This is a genomic window from Pseudoflavonifractor sp. HNCC25GI2 (assembly GCF_058136395.1).
Genome location: NZ_JBYUOW010000001.1, coordinates 34,060 through 49,555, shown reverse-complemented (window position 1 = coordinate 49,555; position 15,496 = coordinate 34,060). Strand labels below are relative to the sequence as shown.

Below are 15,496 nucleotides of genomic sequence, written 5' to 3'. Positions count from 1 at the left end.
ACAATATAACAAAATGTTGACTTGACAACGGGGCCTCCCCCACAATAGCTTGTTTTGGGGGAGACTTTCATTTTCTACATAGGAGGAACGGGCAATGGCCTTCGGATTGGATATGGGTCCTGACAGCGTGGTAAACATCAAGGTAATCGGTGTAGGTGGCGGCGGCAACAACGTGGTCAACCGCATGGTGAGAACGGGCACCAAGGGTGTGGATTTCATCGCGGTGAACACGGATAAGCAGGCTCTGGCCATCTCCAGCGCAACCTTTAAGATTCAGATTGGTGAGAAGCTGACCAACGGTCAGGGCGCCGGTTCCGACCCCGAGGTGGGCCGTAAGTCCGCCGAGGAGAACCGTACGCAGATTTCCAAGGCCCTTGAGGATGCCGACATGGTGTTTATCACTGCCGGCATGGGCGGCGGCACCGGCACCGGCGCGGCCCCCATTGTGGCCGATATCGCCAAGGAGCTGGGCGTGCTTACCGTAGGCGTGGTCACCAAGCCCTTCCGCTTTGAGGGTATGCGCCGCATGAAGCAGGCCGAGGGCGGCATTGCCGAGCTGCGCAACAAGGTGGACTCCCTGGTTATTATCCCCAACGAGCGCCTGAAGCTGGCCACCGACCAGAAGATCACCATGGTCAACGCCTTTGAGATTGCCGACGATGTGCTGCAGCAGGCCGTTCAGTCCATCTCCGACCTGATCAAGAACACCGGATTCATCAACCTGGACTTTGCCGACGTGTCCGCCGTCATGAAGGACGCCGGCCGTGCCCACATGGGCGTGGGCCGCGCCGCCGGCAAGAACAAGGCCGAGGAGGCCGCCCGTATGGCCATTTCCAGCCCCCTGCTGGAGACCTCCATCAACGGGGCCAAGGGCGTGCTGATCAACGTCACCGGCTCCATGGACATCGGCCTGGAAGAGGTGGAGACCGCCGCCAACTTGGTGCAGGAGGCCGCTCACCCCGACGCCAACATCATCTTTGGTGCGGCCTTCGACGAGACGCTGGAGGACGAGATCCGGGTCACCGTCATTGCCACCGGCTTTGACGAGAGCAAGAGCGGCGCGGCTCAGCCCGCCCCCGCTGCCCAGGAGCAGCGCCCTGCCGCCCAGCCCGCTGCCGCCGCGCAGCCCGAGGCTCAGGCACAGGAGAGTGCTCCCGCCGCCCAGCCCGCTGCCGAGACGGTCAAGTCCCCCGTCAGCGACGACGACTGGGATATTCTGGAGCGCATTTTCAGCAAGAAGCGCTGAGAAAAGCAAGTTGAGGAATGAAAAACTCCCGCGTCCTATGGCGCGGGAGTTTTTTTATCGTTTTACAGAAACAGGGCCAAGAGAGAGGTCATGATTCCGCATACACACAGGGAGATGGAGCTCATGGCGCCCTGAAGCTGGCCGATTTCCATTGCCTTGGAGGTGCCCAGCGCGTGGCTGCAGGCGCCAATGGCCACCCCCTCGGCTACCGGGTCCGTAATCCGGAACAGCCGGGCGAAGAGGGGAGCAAAAATAGCGCCCACCACTCCGGCGATGATAACGGCGGCCACCGTGATGCTTTGGATGCCGCCGCCGGAATCGGCAATGGCCACAGCAATAGCTGTGGTGACGCTCTTGGGCAGCAGGGAGGCGGTGATGGAGGAGTCCAGCGCCAGCAGCCGGCACAGCAGGAGAATGGACCCTACGCTGGTGAGAGTTCCGGCCAGGCAGCCTGTGAGGACGGGCCAGAAGTATTCCCGCAGCAGGGTGCGCTGGTGGTAGATGTTCAGGGCCAGTACCGCAGTGACCGGGCCCAGCATGAGGGAGATCATGTCTCCCCCCAGCTGATAGGAGGAATAGGGGATATCCAGGGCCAGCAGAACCGCAAGAATAACGGCCACGGCGATGACTAGGGGATTGAGCAGGAAAATACCGGTCCGCTTCTGCACCCAGCAGCCGATGCACCAGGCGATGCAGGTGAGGACAAGCCCGAAGAGAGGGGAGGAAAGCATGGTATCAATCATGGCTCAGACCTCCTTTCCGAGCCTTCATCATCAGCTGAATGACCCAGGCGGTGACCAGATACACTAAAGGGGTGGTGATGATGCTGATAATGAGAAACGGAACCAGAACGGCGGACAGGGTGGAGACATGCTCCAGAATGCCCACACAGGGGGGGATGAAGAAAAACGCCATGTTGCTGGTAAAAAAACCGCAGGAGCGCCGGATGTGGCGGTCCTTCACCACACCGGAGAGCAGCAGTGCCAGAAGAATCAGCATGCTGAGCACGCTGGCGGGGAAAGGGATGGGCAGCAGGGCGGATATGCCCTCGGAGGCCAGGCAGATTCCAAAGATAATGGCGATCTCGCCCATAATGTTCAACGCAAATCACCTCGACAGGGGAGTAAAAAAGAAACGGGGCAGAAGGCTGTGCCTCCTGCCCCGGTGGGCGTCCGGTCCGAAACAATCAGTCCCAGATCGCGGTGGCAAAGTAGTCCTCGGGAGTCTCGGCCCGGCGGATGAGCCGGACAGAGCCGTCGCTCTGGAGCAGCAGCTCCGCCGAGCGCAGGCGGCCGTTATACTGGTAGCCCATGGCGTGGCCGTGAGCGCCGGTGTCGTGAATAACCAGCAGGTTGCCAATTTGAATTTCCGGCAGCATCCGGTCCACAGCGAACTTGTCGTTGTTTTCACACAGGGCGCCGGTGACGTCGTACATGTGGTCGCAGGGGGCGTCCTCCTTGCCCATGACGGTGATGTGGTGGTAGGCGCCGTACATGGCGGGCCGCATCAGGTTGGCAGCGCAGGCGTCCACTCCGATGTAGTCCTTGTAGGTCTTCTTCTCGTGGAGCACCCGGGTGACCAGGTGGCCGTGGGGGGCCAGCATGAAGCGGCCCAGCTCAGTGCACAGGGACACATCGCCCATGCCGGCGGGCACCAGAATCTCCTCGTAGGCCCGGCGCACGCCCTCGCCGATAACAGCAATGTCGTTGGCGGGCTGATCCGGGCGGTAGGGGACACCCACGCCGCCGGAGAGGTTAATGAAGGTGATGTGGCAGCCCGTCTCCTCCTTCAGCTCCGCGGCCATGCGGAAGAGGATGGCGGCCAGGGCGGGGTAATACTCGTTGGACAGCGTGTTGGAGGCCAGGAAGGCGTGGATGCCGAACTCCTCCGCGCCCAGCTCCTTCAGGGTGCGGAAGGCCTGGGTCATCTGCTCCCGGGTCATGCCGTACTTGGCCTGGCCGGGGTTGTCCATAACCTGGAAGCCCTCCTCGCTCTCCCCCAGGGTGAAGGTGCCGCCGGGATTATACCGGCAGGAGATCTTCTTGGGGATGGAGCCGATGGTCTTTTTCAGAAATTCAATGTGGCTGATGTCGTCCAGGTTAATGGTGGCCCCCAGCTTGGCAGCCAGGGCAAACTCCTCCGCGGGGGTGTCGTTGGAGGAGAACATAATCTCGTCCCCGGCAAAGCCGCAGCGCTGGGCCATCATCAGCTCCGTGAGGGAGGAGCAGTCCACGCCGCAGCCCTCCTCCTTCAAAAGCTTGAGGATCTGAGGATTGGGGGTGGCCTTCACGGCGAAGTACTCCCGGTAGCCGGGGTTCCAGGCAAAGGCCTTATACAGCGCCCGGGCGGTGCTGCGGATGCCCGCCTCGTCGTAGATGTGGAAGGGGGTGGGATATTGGGCAGCGATGTGCTCCAGCTGCTCCAGGGAAACAAAAGGCTTTTTCACAGCTTGTCCGCTCCTTATTCTGCCGCAGGCAGACAGATAAAATGCCTCCGACGGGAGGCGAAAAGGGTCTGAAACAGGAAAATCACATATAGTTTATCCAGATACAGCAAAAAAGTCAATGCGCGGAAGGTACAACATCCCGCCAAGGAGGAAAATTTCTTTTGCGAGTTCTGAAAAAAACGACAAAATCCTCCAAATTCTCTTGCACTTCACCAAAGATTCTGCTATGATACTTCGGAACGTGAAAGGAGGGAGCTTCTATGACAAAATTGCTGCATCTGGGACAGCTGTTTGGACATGGGAGTGCCGTCTTTTCTCATATTGGAGGACAATCACCGGCGTGATTGTCTTTTTTTGTGTGTGTTTCAGAAGGGAGAAATGAAAATGAGTCCGAACGAACCCATCCGCGACGCCCGGCAGCTGGGCACGCCCAAGATGCTGATTCTGGGCCTGCAGCACATGTTTGCCATGTTTGGCGCCACCATTCTGGTGCCCATCCTGGTACAGCAGTACGGCCTGCCTCTGGATATTCAGACCACCCTGTTCTTTGCCGGTGTGGGTACCCTGTTTTTCCATGTGTGCTCCAAGTTCCAGATCCCTGCTTTCCTGGGGTCCTCCTTCGCCTTCCTGGGCGGCTTCAGCACCATGGCCAACCTGAACACGGGCATCTATGAGAATATGCCCGCCCAGGAAAAGCTGGCCTACACCTGCGGCGGCATCGTGGTGGCCGGCCTTCTGTACCTGATTCTGGCTCTGGTCATCCGTCTGGTGGGCGTGAAGAAGGTCATGCGCTTCCTGCCCCCTGTGGTCACCGGTCCCATCATCGTGTGCATCGGCCTGACCCTGGCCCCCTCTGCGGTGAGCAACGCCTCCACCTGCTGGCCTCTGGCTCTCATCGCCCTGGCTGTCATCATCATCTTCAACATCTGGGGCAAGGGCATGTTCAAGATTATCCCCATCCTCATGGGCGTGGTCATCTCCTACATCGCCGCCCTTATCATGAATGCCTGCGGCGTCACCATCTCCGACGGAGCGGGCGGCGTGAAGCCCCTCATGGACTTCACCGCTGTGGCTCAGGCCAGCTTTGTGGGCCTGCCCCCCTTCCAGATTGCCAAGTTTGACATCACCGCCATCCTGGTCATGGCCCCCATCGCCCTGGCTACCATGATGGAGCACATCGGCGACATGTCCGCCATCTCCGCCACGGTGGGCAAGAACTTCATTGAAAAGCCCGGCCTGCACCGCACCCTGGTGGGCGACGGTATCGCCACCGCCCTGGCCGGCATGTTCGGCGGCCCCGCCAACACCACCTACGGCGAGAACACCGGCGTTCTGGTGCTCTCCCGCGTCTATGACCCCCGGGTCATCCGCCTGGCTGCGGTGTACGCCATCGTCCTGTCCTTCATCCCCAAGGTGGCTGACATCATCGGCTCCATGCCCTCTGCCATTGTGGGCGGCGTGTCCTTCATCCTCTACGGTATGATTTCCGCCATCGGTGTGCGCAACATCGTGGAGAACAACGTGGACCTCACCAAGTCCCGCAACCTCATCATCGCCGCCGTTATCCTGGTGTGCGGCCTGGGCTTCTCCTCCGGCCTGACCTTCAATGTGGGCGGTACCTCCATCACCCTCACCGGTCTGGCCATCGCCGCTCTGGCCGGCATCATCCTCAATGCCATCCTTCCCGGCAACGACTATGAGTTCGGCACCAACCCCGAGGGCGACCAGAACCGGGGCATTCACGCGCAGTAATTGCGGAATATCAAATGAAATCAGACCGCCGTTCGGCCGAAAGGTCGGGCGGCGGTCTTTCTTAAAACCAGAGCGGAGCAATCCTAAAAAATTGATTAAATCCGAAGCGTGCTTCTTGCGTGGGTGGGAAAAATAAGATAGAATGAGACCACCAAGACGGGAAACCGTATGAATGAAGGAGGTTTCATTACCATGGGATTTTTCGATAATTTTAAAGAGAAAGCCACCGATCTGGCCCAGGCCGGTGTGGCTCAGTCCAAGCGGCTGGCGGAGATTGCCAAGCTGAAGACCGCCAATTTGGGCGAGGAGGACACCATTAAGAAGGCCTATATTGAGCTGGGCAAGCTGTACTATGCCGAGCATGGCAGTGCGCCTGACGGCGCCTATGCCGCCGCCTGTGAGAAGATTACCGCTGCCCGGGCCGCCATCGAGACCAACAACGACCGGATCGCCCAGCTGAAGAACAGCAGCGACGAGGACGTCGAGGTGGTCACCTTTGTGGAGGCGAATCCCGTCAGCCAGCCTGAGCCCGCCCAGGAGTCTCAGGAGGTTCAGGAGCCGGAGCAGGCCGAGGAGCCCAAGAGCGAGGAATAAGCCGACAGGTCCGTCCCGGCGGAGGCCGGGACGGGCTGCGGTTTTTACAAGTTATCTGCCGTGCATAGGCCGGCGGATCGGGAAAGGAACGGTTTTTATGCTGTTTTTAGGATATCCCAAGTGTTCCACCAGCCAGCGGGCCAAAAAGTTTTTGGACAGCCGGAATGTATCCTATGTCCAGAGGGATATTAAGGAGGACAATCCCACGCTGGAGGAACTGACCCGCTGGACGGAAGAGAGCGGACTTCCCCTGAAAAAATGGTTCAACACCTCCGGGCAGATCTACAAGGCCATGGGGTTGAAGGATAAACTCCCCCAGATGTCCCGGGAGGAGCAGCTCGGCCTGCTGGCCGGGGACGGCATGCTGGTAAAGCGGCCCATTCTGGTGGGAGAGCAGTTTGTGCTGGTGGGCTTCCGCCAGGAGGAGTGGGAAGAGCACCTGTCCAAAACATAAATTTCCAGCTTAACGGATGTTTCCAGTTTGAGTTTGGGGAACACAGAGGCCGCAGGCATCTGCTCCGGGCCGGCTGGTAATGCTGGAAGGGCTCTCCACGGTTGAAGCCCCACATTGCAGGCCATAATGAAAAGGCGGACGGCAAACGTGCCGTCCGTTTTTTGCTTGCAAGGGGGTGGAAGCGTGGAACAAGAACCAAAACAACAGGGCGGCTGTGGCATGGCGCTGTTGTGGCTGGGGGCAGCGTCGGTGTTTGTGGCTGTGATTTTTCTGGCTGTGCTGACGTGGGGCCGGGAGGAGCCGACGGTGCCCGCCATGCTGCAGCTGTCCGCCCAGACCGTGGAGACGGGGAGCGAAGCCCAGGAGAGCCGGATGGTCATTCCTCTGGGAAAGGCAGTGGGCATCAAACTCTTTTCGGACGGCGTGCTGGTGGTAGGCCTGTCTCCCGTGGAGACGGAGCAGGGAACCTGCTATCCCGGCCGGGACAGCGGCCTGAAAACGGGCGACCTCATTACCCACATCGATGGGGAGGAGGTGGACACCATTGAGGAGATTCAGCAGGCGGTGGCCCAGCGGGCGGGGGAGTCCCTGGCCATCCAGGCGGTGCGGGACCAGCAGCAGCTTCAGCTGACAGTGGCGCCCGTGGAGAACAACCAGGGTGTGTACCAGCTGGGTGTGTGGCTGCGGGACTCCATGGCCGGGATTGGCACCATGACCTTTTATGACCCGGACAGTCAGATGTTTGCGGCCCTGGGCCACGGCATCAACGACGTGGATACGGCCATGCTGATGCCGCTGGAGTCGGGCAGCATCATGCCCGCCACGGTGGCTGACGTGAAAAAGGGTACCAGCGGCCAGCCCGGTGAGCTTCACGGGGAGTTTGATCTGACTACGGACCTGGGCACCTTGTATGCCAATACCAGCCGGGGCATTTTTGGGCATTTGGCCCAGCAGACCCTGGTTCAGGGGCTGCAGCCGGTCCCGGTGGCGCGGCAGGACGAGGTGGAGGAGGGAGAGGCGGAAATCCTCTCCAATATCCGGGGGGACCAGGTGGAGACCTTTTCCATCCGGATCACCCGGGTCAGTGACACCGGGGACGGAACCCGGAGCCTGATGCTGGAAGTGACCGATCCCGAGCTGCTGGAAAGCACCGGAGGAATTGTCCAGGGTATGAGCGGCTCTCCCATTCTCCAGAATGGAAAGCTGGTGGGGGCGGTGACCCACGTGCTGGTCAATGATCCCACCCGGGGCTATGGAATTCTGGCCCAGGATATGCTGGACCAGGCGGGCCTGGAGACGGACGCCAAGGCGTCCTAAGGGGTGTGTCCCCGGTCTCTGCCTTCCGGAGGAGGGTGGAGACCGGGGACTTTTTCCAGTTGGTTTACCCCTGGGAGAAGGTGGGACAAAAAACAAGAAAAGAGAAACATAAGAAAGAAAAAGCAAAAAAATTGGTAAAAAAATTTGTGAATGTGTCGAAATTAAAGGAACGGTTTATTGCCATAATTTTCCAAAAACATCTTGCGTACGCTGTCTGATTGTGCTAAATTGTAGGTGACCGGTCGAAATAGACGGACGCCCTCCGACGGGTGGTCCGAAATTTAGGATAGATCGTTGAAATGGAGAGGAGAATTAAAACATGGAGGCTGTCAAGCGCATAGTATTGGCGGACACCGGAGAGGAATTCCGCCTTTCACTGGCCAGCCACATCAACGACGAAACAGACATGCAAGTGGTGGGCGAGACCGGCGACGGCATGGAACTGCTGCACATGGTGCGGGAGCTGGAGCCGGACGCGGTCGTGATGGAGATGGTGCTCACGGGCATGGATGGCCTGGAGGTGCTGGAAGAGCTGAACAAGCTGGAGCACCGGCCCAAGGTTCTGATTTTGTCCAGCTACATCCGCAGCGCAGCGGTAGAGGCAGCGGCGGCACGGGGAGCGGATTTCTATCTGACCAAGCCCAGCCGCCCGTCCACGGTGTGCGAGCGTATCCGGCAGATGACCTCTGGAGGAGTGGAGGCGGAGCGGGATAGCAGAGGAGTCAACATGGAGACGCGGGTGACCGCGATTATCCATGAGGTGGGAGTGCCGGCCCACATTAAGGGATACCAGTACCTGCGGGAGGCCATCCTGATTGCGGTCAATGACATGGATGTGATCAACGCCGTGACCAAGGTGCTCTACCCCGAGGTAGCCAAGCGGTTTGGGACCACAGCCAGCCGGGTGGAGCGGGCCATCCGCCACGCCATCGAGGTGGCCTGGGACCGGGGCGATCTGGAGACGCTGCAGAAGTACTTCGGGTACACTGTCAGCAATACGAAGGGTAAGCCGACCAATTCCGAGTTTATCGCCATGATTGCCGACCGCCTGCAGCTGCAGCTGCGGCAGAACTGAGACCTGACCGGAGGGTAAAATATTCCGGTAAGAGATAGAGAAGGACAGGTGAAGTGCAATGACCATCAATTATGTACCCAGAGGAGTTTGCTCCCGAAACATTACCATTGAACTGAAAGACGACGTGATTGAGTCGGTGAAGGTAGTGGGGGGCTGCAGCGGAAATCTGCAGGGGCTGTCCAGCCTGCTGCGGGGTATGCGCCGGGAAGACGCCATCCAGCGGCTGGAGGGCATCCGGTGCGGGATGAAATCCACCTCCTGTCCGGATCAAATTGCCAAAGCGCTGAAGACGGCGCAGTAACCATTATGATAAATACGAATGCTCCAACGGCCTTCCAGTGGAAGGCCGTTTTTTTATGGATTTAAACTGGAAAGCAAGAGAATATTGGGGAAATTGCCTGTATCAAGCTAAAAATAAGCTTAAAATGAATTTTTATATAAAGTATTATGTCAAAAATGGAAGATAATGTAATATTTAAAAATTTTATTTTTTATGCTGATTTTTTTAACGAAAAAAAGCGAAATTTCGGAAGTTATGTAAAAGTGCAATAAAACGACAAAAGAATAGATTGCTTTTTTGGACGAAATAGAGTACAATAAAAAACGTCAAGAAGCCATACCTATAAGAAAGATATGGATTGGAGGAATTCAAAATGAAAAAGAAGCTTGCTCTTGCTCTGGCTGCCGTAATGGTTCTCTCCATGGCACTGACCTCCTGCGGCAAAGATTCCAGCTCCGCCTCTTCCGGCGGCGGATCGTCCACCGGCGGTGGTAGCTCCGTTTCTTCCGGCGGCAGTGAGTCCGGCCTGTCCCCCAAGGAGGGCGGCACCAGCCTTACCTTCACCACCGGCGGCGAGACCGGCACCTATTATGGCTTCGGCAGTGTGATTGCCGGTAAGGTCAGCGATATGACCAGCACCTCTGTGAAGGCCATCTCCTCCGGCGGATCCGACGCCAACATCAAGAACATGCTCCAGGGCGACGCCCAGATCGGCTTCTCCCAGTCCGACGTTATGGTCTACGCCTACAACGGTGAGCGCACCTTTACCGATGCCATCACCAACTTCTCCGTAGTGGCCAACCTCTACATGGAGCAGGTCCAGATCGTTACGCTGGATCCCGACATCAAGACTGTGGCCGACCTGAAGGGTAAGACGGTCTCCGTGGGTGCTTCCGGTTCCGGCGTGTACTTCAACGCTGTGGACGTGCTGGGCGCCTATGGCCTGGACATCGAGAAGGACATCACTCCTACTTATCAGGACTTCGCCAACTCCACCGAGGCTCTGAAGGACGGCCAGATTGACGCCGCCTTCGTAGTGGCCGGCGCTCCCACCACCGCTGTTACCGACCTGGCCTCCGGCCGCGACGTGTATCTGGTCAGCCTGGACCAGGAGCACATCGACGCTCTGATTGAGACCTCCCCCTATTACAGCCCCGCCACCATCAGCAAGGACGTGTACGGCACTGCTGAGGACGCCACCACCGTGGCCATCGGCGCTGTGGTCATCGCCCGGGACGACGTGTCTGAGGCTGACGTCTACAACTTCCTGTACGGTACCTTCGAGGACATCCCCAACCTGTCTCACGGCAAGGCCGCTGAGCTGGATCTGGAGTTCGCCTCCTCCGTTACCTCCATCGGTTATCACCCCGGCGCCGTTGCCTACTTCGCCGACAAGGGGATTACCGTTCCTGCCAAATAAGCAGAGTTCCCAATTAAGCCGATAGTGAGGGCGGCTGCGGCGGCCTAGCCCGCCGCAGCCGCCCTTCTTCTATGCTTAAGGGTCTGCGAACGCCCCGGAGCAGATGTGTCTGCGCCTGGCGGGACGCGGAGACCTGTGCTCCGTGGTGTGTCTCGCGGGGAGAAAGGAGAACATTTATGGAACCCAATGAGAGAGAAAATCGGACAAACATACCGCCGGAGGTAGATACCTCGGTGGGCAGCGCGGCGGACGTGGACGCCATCATGAAGAAGTATGACAAGGAGTCCAACACCCGCATCTGGGAGGGGACGCCCAAGACCGTCATCCGGGTTTTAGGCATTCTCTTCTCCTGCTACTGTATTTTTTCCACGCTGAAAGGCTGGCCCACGCTGCAGGAACAGAAGCTGAACATTTTCCTGGGCCTGATTCTGATTGTGGGCTATTTGCACTACCCCATCCGAAAGGGACATGTGCGGCCCAATCACCTCCCCTGGTACGATATTATCATTATGATTGCGGGAGCATTTCCCTTCTTCTACTTTGCCTATAAGGCAAACGAAGTGATTAAGCTCTCCAGCTTTGTAACCAATGACCCCAAAATGGTGGTGCTGGCCATTATCGGTGTGCTGGCCTTTATGGAGCTGTGCCGCCGGTGTGTGGGCATTCCTATTTTGTGCGTGCTGGGCGCGCTGCTGATCTACGCCCTGTCCACCGTCCGCTTCGGCAAGGTGGTCTATGACCTCTTTTATACCACCAACGGCATCATGGGTACCCCCATCAATGTCTGCCAGAAGTACATCGTCATCTTCATCATCTTTGGTGCGTTCCTGGAGCGTACCGGCATCGCCAACTTCTTCATCAACCTGGCCAACTGCGTGGCTGGCTCCTCCGCGGGCGGCCCGGCCAAGGTGGCCGTCATCTCCTCCGCTCTGTGCGGCATGGTGTCCGGCTCCTCCGTGGGCAACACCGTGACCACCGGTTCGGTGACCATCCCCATGATGAAGAAGACCGGCTACAAGCCTGAGTTTGCCGGCGCCGTAGAGGCCGCCGCTTCCACCGGCGGTCAGATCATGCCCCCCATCATGGGCGCAGCCGCCTTCCTCATGGCCGAGTATATGAACCGGCCCTACGCCGAGGTGGCACTGAAGGCGATTCTCCCCGCTGTCCTCTACTTTACCGGCATCTACATCGCCGTCCATCTGGAGGCCAAAAAGCTGGGCCTGAAGGGCATTCCCAGAAGTGAGCTGCCCAAGTTCAGCAAGCTGCTGCCCAAGATTTACCTGCTGCTGCCTCTGGTGGTGCTGGTGGTGCTGGTGTCTACCCAGACCCGGACCATGCAGACCTCCGCTGCCATCGCCATCCTCATTACCATCATTGTGGGTGTGATCAACACCCTAATCAACAAGGCCGCCCATATTGATGAGCCTAGTGAGGAATTCACCCTTACCAAGTTCTTTGACGCCCTGGAAGCAGGCGGTAAGAGCGCCGTTACCGTGGCTGTGGCCTGCGCCATGGCCGGTCTGGTAGCCGGCTGCATCACCACCACCGGTTTGGCCTCCACCCTGATTTCCACCATCGTCAAGGTCTCCGGCGGACAGGCGATCATCGCCCTGTTCCTCACCATGATTTGCTGTATCGTTCTGGGCATGGGCGTGCCTACCACCGCCAACTTCTGCATTATGGCGTCCACCTGCGCCCCCATCCTGATGGACAGCCGCATCGGCATCGTCCCCGTGGCCGCCTACTTCTTCGTGTTCTACTTCGGCATCGTGGCCGACATCACCCCGCCCGTGGCCCTGGCCGCCTACGCCGGTTCCGCCATCGCCAAGGCGCCGCCTATGAAGACGGCTCTCAACGCCACACGGCTGGCCATTGCCGCCTTCATTGTGCCTTACATCTTTGCCAACAGCCCGGTGATGCTCTTTGAGTTTGAGGAGGGGCTGTCCACCGCAATGATTGTCCTCCAGGTGGTACAGATTTGTGTCTCTTCGCTGCTGGGCATCTTCGGTGTGGCCGCCGCGCTCAACGGCTATATCTTCGGCAAGATGAATCCGCTGTTCCGTATCCTGATGGCCGTGGGTGGCCTGGGAATGATGATTCCCGGCACCGTCACCGACGTCGTGGGACTGGTTCTCGTGGGCGGTATCTATTTCTTCCAGCGTATGAACGCCAAGAAGACCGTACGGGCCTGACCTCACAAAGAAAACCGGATGGCATAGCCATCCGGTTTTTTATAAAATCAAAGGCCTCCGACTATGCCGGAGGCCTTTTCTCATTGGTTATCGGCGGGTTCCGCGGTAGTTGCCGCGCTGGCGGCCTCCCACGCCGCTGCGATAGCGGCGGCGCTTGCGGAAGACCAGGAGCTTCAGCAGGACCACAATTACCACCAGCAGGACCACAACCAGAATCAGCTTCACGGTGGAGGACTGGAAGAAGTTGATGAACTGCTGCTTTTTGTAGAGCAGCTCGGAGCGCTCCACCGAGGTGACCGCCACCAGATCCAGAGTGCCGTACACCTCATCCTCGTAGTAGAGCTTCATGGTGCCCAGTACCTTTCCCTCTTCCACAGGGGCCTCTACGGTATCGGAGAAGAGGGTGATTTCGCTTTCAATCAGTTCGGTGTCCAGGTCCTTGGGGAGGGTACAGGTGATGGAGCCCTGGGGCTTAACCAGTACGGAGTCAGCCTGGCGGGAGAGGGTGACCTTCACCTCAGCCACCGGCTCATCGCCCTTGGTGAGGGTGACCCGGCTGAAGCTGCTGAAGCCCCACTTCAGCAGATTGGAGCTGGAGATCAGCTGGCCCTGACGCAGGTCAGAGTAGCCGGCAACCTGTACCGGGCCGGAGCCCAGCACCACGGAAATGAGCAGGGTGTCGCCATCCTCGGCGGCAGCCACCAGACAGCGGCCTGCCTCATCGGTGTTTCCCGTCTTGCCGCCGATGCACTTGTCGTAGACATAGCCGCTGTAAGTCCAGTTGGAGATCAGACCGTTGGTGTTGTAGTACATCCGCTCCCCGGACATGTTGGTGGCGGGGACCGTGTGGACGGCGGTGCCAATGATGGTGCGGAAGAGATCGTACTCCAGAGCGGCCTTCATGATGAGGGCCAGGTCGTAGGCGGTGGAGTAGTGGTCCTCATTGTGAACGCCGGAGGTGTTGGTGAAGTGGGTACCCTGACAGCCCAGCTCCCCGGCCTTGCGGTTCATGTGTTCCACAAAGGCCTCAATGGAGCCGTCCACGGTCACAGCCAGCACGTTGGCGGCGTCGGCGGCGGAGGGGACCAGGAGGCAGTACAGAAGCTCTTCCACCGACAGCTGTTCACCCAGCTTCAGGTTGGCGATGACGTAGCTGCCGCCGGAGGGAATCCCCTGCATACGGGTCTCGCCGGCAGTCACCATGGTGTCGGCGGTGAGCTGGCCGCTTTTGATGGCGTCCAGAACCAGAAGGGCGGTCATTACCTTGGTGGTACTGGCGGGGTAAGCCTTCTCATAGGCGTCCTTGTCGTAGAGGACATCGCCATAGTTGGCATCCAGAAGGACGGCGTTGGTGCAGTAGACCTCCGGCTCATCCAGCGCGGCGGCGGGGAGAGGAACGAACAGGGAAAGCACCACAGGGATGAGCAGCAGCCAGGCAAAAAAACGATTTTTTTTCATAGGAAAATCTCCGTATGTATGTTATACTAATTATGTATGTGCAGATGAACTGCCGGAACGATTGGTTTTATTATAGCAAAGGAACACCGGCTTCGCAAGAGCGGAAGGGGGAGAACCATGGCTGGAATATCCCGGTATGAGCAGGTGGCGTTGGGGCTGACAGCGGCCTTTGTGCTGTTCACCGGCGGGTGGTTTTTGTCCCGTCAGAGTGATGCCCAGCCCTATCAGGTGACCACCACCCAGACAGCCCCCGCGGAGCAGGAGGCAGTGGCCGCTGCCTCCCAGCCTGCAGAGGAAGCCGAAGAGGAGCGCCCCGACAGCTTGCTGGAGGGGGAGCTGATTGATATCAATACGGCCGGTGCGGAGGACCTGCAGCGGCTGCCGGGCATCGGAGAGAAGCGGGCCCAGGCCATTTTGGACTACCGGGAGGAACACGGCCCCTTCCAGACCGTGGATGAACTGGACAACGTGGATGGCATCGGAGAGGGAATCCTCTCAGGCCTGCGGGATTATGCGACGACAGGAGCACAAAAGCCGGAAGAATAAGGAGCAAGGCATGGCTAAGATTTTAGTGGTAGATGACGAGCAGGTGCTGGTCAAGGGCATCAAATTCAACCTGGAGCATGAAGGCTACCAGGTGGAGGTGGGCTACGACGGGGAGCAGGCGGTAGAGCTGGCCCGGGAGGGCAGCTTTGACCTCATTATTCTGGACCTGATGATGCCCAAAATTGACGGCCTTCAGGCCTGTATGCGCATTCGGGAGTTTTCCAACGTGCCCATTATCATGCTCACGGCCCGCAGTGAGGATACCGATAAAATTATCGGCTTTGAGTATGGGGCGGATGACTATATTACAAAGCCCTTCAATATCCTGGAGGTCAAGGCCCGCATCCGGGCCCTGCTGCGCCGCTCCGGAGCAGCGGAGCAGAAGCAGTCGGAGAACGTGCTGACCGTGGGCCACATCAAGCTGGACACCGGGGAGCGCTCGGCCTGGAAGTCGGGGGTGAGCGTGGAGCTGACGGCCAAGGAATTTGACCTGATGGAGCTGCTCATGCGCAACCCCGGCCGGGTGTTCAGCCGGGAGAACCTGCTCAACGTGGTGTGGGGCTATGAGTATATTGGAGACTATCGCACCGTAGACGTCCATGTGCGGCGCCTGCGGGAGAAGCTGGAGCTGGACCCGGCCAACCCGGAGTACATCCGCACCAAGTGGGGTGTGGGCTATTATCTGGCCAACCGGAGCAGCGGACAGAACTGAGACA

At 58.8% G+C, this 15,496-nt stretch carries 15 protein-coding genes; 11 read left to right on the top strand and 4 right to left on the bottom strand.

Features of this window, described 5'->3' with window-relative positions:
- Nucleotides 1-94 precede the first annotated feature (94 nt).
- Nucleotides 95-1,246: a cell division protein FtsZ gene (ftsZ, locus tag AC3YUO_RS00235; protein WP_489961039.1), complete on the top strand. Its 1,152-nt coding sequence runs from the start codon at nucleotides 95-97 to the stop codon at nucleotides 1,244-1,246.
- A 62-nt stretch (nucleotides 1,247-1,308) separates the two neighbouring features.
- On the opposite strand, the gene AC3YUO_RS00230 is transcribed toward ftsZ, so the two are convergent.
- From AC3YUO_RS00230 to AC3YUO_RS00220, 3 genes are all read right to left on the bottom strand, one after another.
- Nucleotides 1,309-1,989: an LrgB family protein gene (locus AC3YUO_RS00230; protein WP_489961038.1), complete on the bottom strand. Its 681-nt coding sequence runs from the start codon at nucleotides 1,987-1,989 to the stop codon at nucleotides 1,309-1,311.
- Complete coding sequence (locus tag AC3YUO_RS00225; protein ID WP_489961481.1) at nucleotides 1,982-2,338, bottom strand: CidA/LrgA family protein; 357 nt, start codon at nucleotides 2,336-2,338, stop codon at nucleotides 1,982-1,984. The genes AC3YUO_RS00230 and AC3YUO_RS00225 overlap by 8 nt, the downstream gene beginning before the upstream one ends.
- Nucleotides 2,339-2,432: 94 nt before the next feature.
- Nucleotides 2,433-3,692, bottom strand: coding sequence for a diaminopimelate decarboxylase (locus tag AC3YUO_RS00220; RefSeq protein ID WP_489961037.1), 1,260 nt, complete (start codon nucleotides 3,690-3,692; stop codon nucleotides 2,433-2,435).
- 384 nt (nucleotides 3,693-4,076) lie between these two features.
- On the opposite strand from AC3YUO_RS00220, the gene AC3YUO_RS00215 reads away from it, so the two are divergent.
- The 8 genes from AC3YUO_RS00215 (at nucleotide 4,077) to AC3YUO_RS00180 (ending at nucleotide 12,776) form a co-directional block, all read left to right on the top strand.
- Nucleotides 4,077-5,444 (top strand): uracil-xanthine permease family protein, encoded by a 1,368-nt coding sequence (locus tag AC3YUO_RS00215; RefSeq protein WP_489961036.1) that lies wholly within the window; start codon nucleotides 4,077-4,079, stop codon nucleotides 5,442-5,444.
- Nucleotides 5,445-5,612: 168 nt separating this feature from the next.
- Nucleotides 5,613-6,038, top strand: a complete 426-nt coding sequence (locus AC3YUO_RS00210; protein WP_489961035.1) for a serine proteinase — start codon at nucleotides 5,613-5,615, stop codon at nucleotides 6,036-6,038.
- A 97-nt stretch (nucleotides 6,039-6,135) separates the two neighbouring features.
- Nucleotides 6,136-6,492 (top strand): arsenate reductase family protein, encoded by a 357-nt coding sequence (locus AC3YUO_RS00205; protein ID WP_489961034.1) that lies wholly within the window; start codon nucleotides 6,136-6,138, stop codon nucleotides 6,490-6,492.
- A 183-nt stretch (nucleotides 6,493-6,675) separates the two neighbouring features.
- A complete protein-coding gene (gene spoIVB, locus AC3YUO_RS00200) occupies nucleotides 6,676-7,809 on the top strand; it encodes a SpoIVB peptidase (protein ID WP_489961033.1) in 1,134 nt (377 codons plus the stop codon).
- A gap of 319 nt (nucleotides 7,810-8,128) precedes the next feature.
- Nucleotides 8,129-8,884: a sporulation transcription factor Spo0A gene (gene spo0A, locus AC3YUO_RS00195; protein WP_489961032.1), complete on the top strand. Its 756-nt coding sequence runs from the start codon at nucleotides 8,129-8,131 to the stop codon at nucleotides 8,882-8,884.
- Between the two features lie 58 nt (nucleotides 8,885-8,942).
- The gene (locus AC3YUO_RS00190; protein WP_489961031.1) at nucleotides 8,943-9,185 is read left to right on the top strand and encodes a TIGR03905 family TSCPD domain-containing protein; all 243 of its coding nucleotides are present in this window, start codon (nucleotides 8,943-8,945) and stop codon (nucleotides 9,183-9,185) included.
- Nucleotides 9,186-9,537: 352 nt separating this feature from the next.
- Nucleotides 9,538-10,584 carry a TAXI family TRAP transporter solute-binding subunit gene (locus tag AC3YUO_RS00185; protein WP_489961030.1) on the top strand — a complete coding sequence of 349 codons (1,047 nt, stop codon included), beginning with the start codon at nucleotides 9,538-9,540 and terminating at the stop codon, nucleotides 10,582-10,584.
- Nucleotides 10,585-10,760: 176 nt separating this feature from the next.
- Nucleotides 10,761-12,776, top strand: coding sequence for a TRAP transporter permease (locus AC3YUO_RS00180; RefSeq protein ID WP_489961029.1), 2,016 nt, complete (start codon nucleotides 10,761-10,763; stop codon nucleotides 12,774-12,776).
- An 87-nt stretch (nucleotides 12,777-12,863) separates the two neighbouring features.
- Here AC3YUO_RS00180 and AC3YUO_RS00175 read toward each other — a convergent pair whose 3' ends face one another.
- Nucleotides 12,864-14,234: a D-alanyl-D-alanine carboxypeptidase family protein gene (locus tag AC3YUO_RS00175; protein WP_489961028.1), complete on the bottom strand. Its 1,371-nt coding sequence runs from the start codon at nucleotides 14,232-14,234 to the stop codon at nucleotides 12,864-12,866.
- 117 nt (nucleotides 14,235-14,351) lie between these two features.
- Here AC3YUO_RS00175 and AC3YUO_RS00170 point away from each other — a divergent pair, with 117 nt between their 5' ends.
- Both AC3YUO_RS00170 and AC3YUO_RS00165 read left to right on the top strand, forming a co-directional pair.
- Nucleotides 14,352-14,780, top strand: coding sequence for a ComEA family DNA-binding protein (locus tag AC3YUO_RS00170; protein ID WP_489961027.1), 429 nt, complete (start codon nucleotides 14,352-14,354; stop codon nucleotides 14,778-14,780).
- Nucleotides 14,781-14,790: 10 nt separating this feature from the next.
- A complete protein-coding gene (locus tag AC3YUO_RS00165; RefSeq protein ID WP_489961026.1) occupies nucleotides 14,791-15,492 on the top strand; it encodes a response regulator transcription factor in 702 nt (233 codons plus the stop codon).
- Nucleotides 15,493-15,496 lie beyond the last annotated feature (4 nt).

Coding starts and splice junctions, on each gene's coding strand:
- ftsZ (WP_489961039.1), top strand. CDS start 95: ATGGCCTTCGGATTGGATATGGGTCCTGACAGCGTGGTAAACATCAAG.
- AC3YUO_RS00230 (WP_489961038.1), bottom strand. CDS start 1,989: ATGATTGATACCATGCTTTCCTCCCCTCTCTTCGGGCTTGTCCTCACC.
- AC3YUO_RS00225 (WP_489961481.1), bottom strand. CDS start 2,338: ATGGGCGAGATCGCCATTATCTTTGGAATCTGCCTGGCCTCCGAGGGC.
- AC3YUO_RS00215 (WP_489961036.1), top strand. CDS start 4,077: ATGAGTCCGAACGAACCCATCCGCGACGCCCGGCAGCTGGGCACGCCC.
- AC3YUO_RS00210 (WP_489961035.1), top strand. CDS start 5,613: ATGAATGAAGGAGGTTTCATTACCATGGGATTTTTCGATAATTTTAAA.
- AC3YUO_RS00205 (WP_489961034.1), top strand. CDS start 6,136: ATGCTGTTTTTAGGATATCCCAAGTGTTCCACCAGCCAGCGGGCCAAA.
- spo0A (WP_489961032.1), top strand. CDS start 8,129: ATGGAGGCTGTCAAGCGCATAGTATTGGCGGACACCGGAGAGGAATTC.
- AC3YUO_RS00190 (WP_489961031.1), top strand. CDS start 8,943: ATGACCATCAATTATGTACCCAGAGGAGTTTGCTCCCGAAACATTACC.
- AC3YUO_RS00185 (WP_489961030.1), top strand. CDS start 9,538: ATGAAAAAGAAGCTTGCTCTTGCTCTGGCTGCCGTAATGGTTCTCTCC.
- AC3YUO_RS00180 (WP_489961029.1), top strand. CDS start 10,761: ATGGAACCCAATGAGAGAGAAAATCGGACAAACATACCGCCGGAGGTA.
- AC3YUO_RS00175 (WP_489961028.1), bottom strand. CDS start 14,234: ATGAAAAAAAATCGTTTTTTTGCCTGGCTGCTGCTCATCCCTGTGGTG.
- AC3YUO_RS00170 (WP_489961027.1), top strand. CDS start 14,352: ATGGCTGGAATATCCCGGTATGAGCAGGTGGCGTTGGGGCTGACAGCG.
- AC3YUO_RS00165 (WP_489961026.1), top strand. CDS start 14,791: ATGGCTAAGATTTTAGTGGTAGATGACGAGCAGGTGCTGGTCAAGGGC.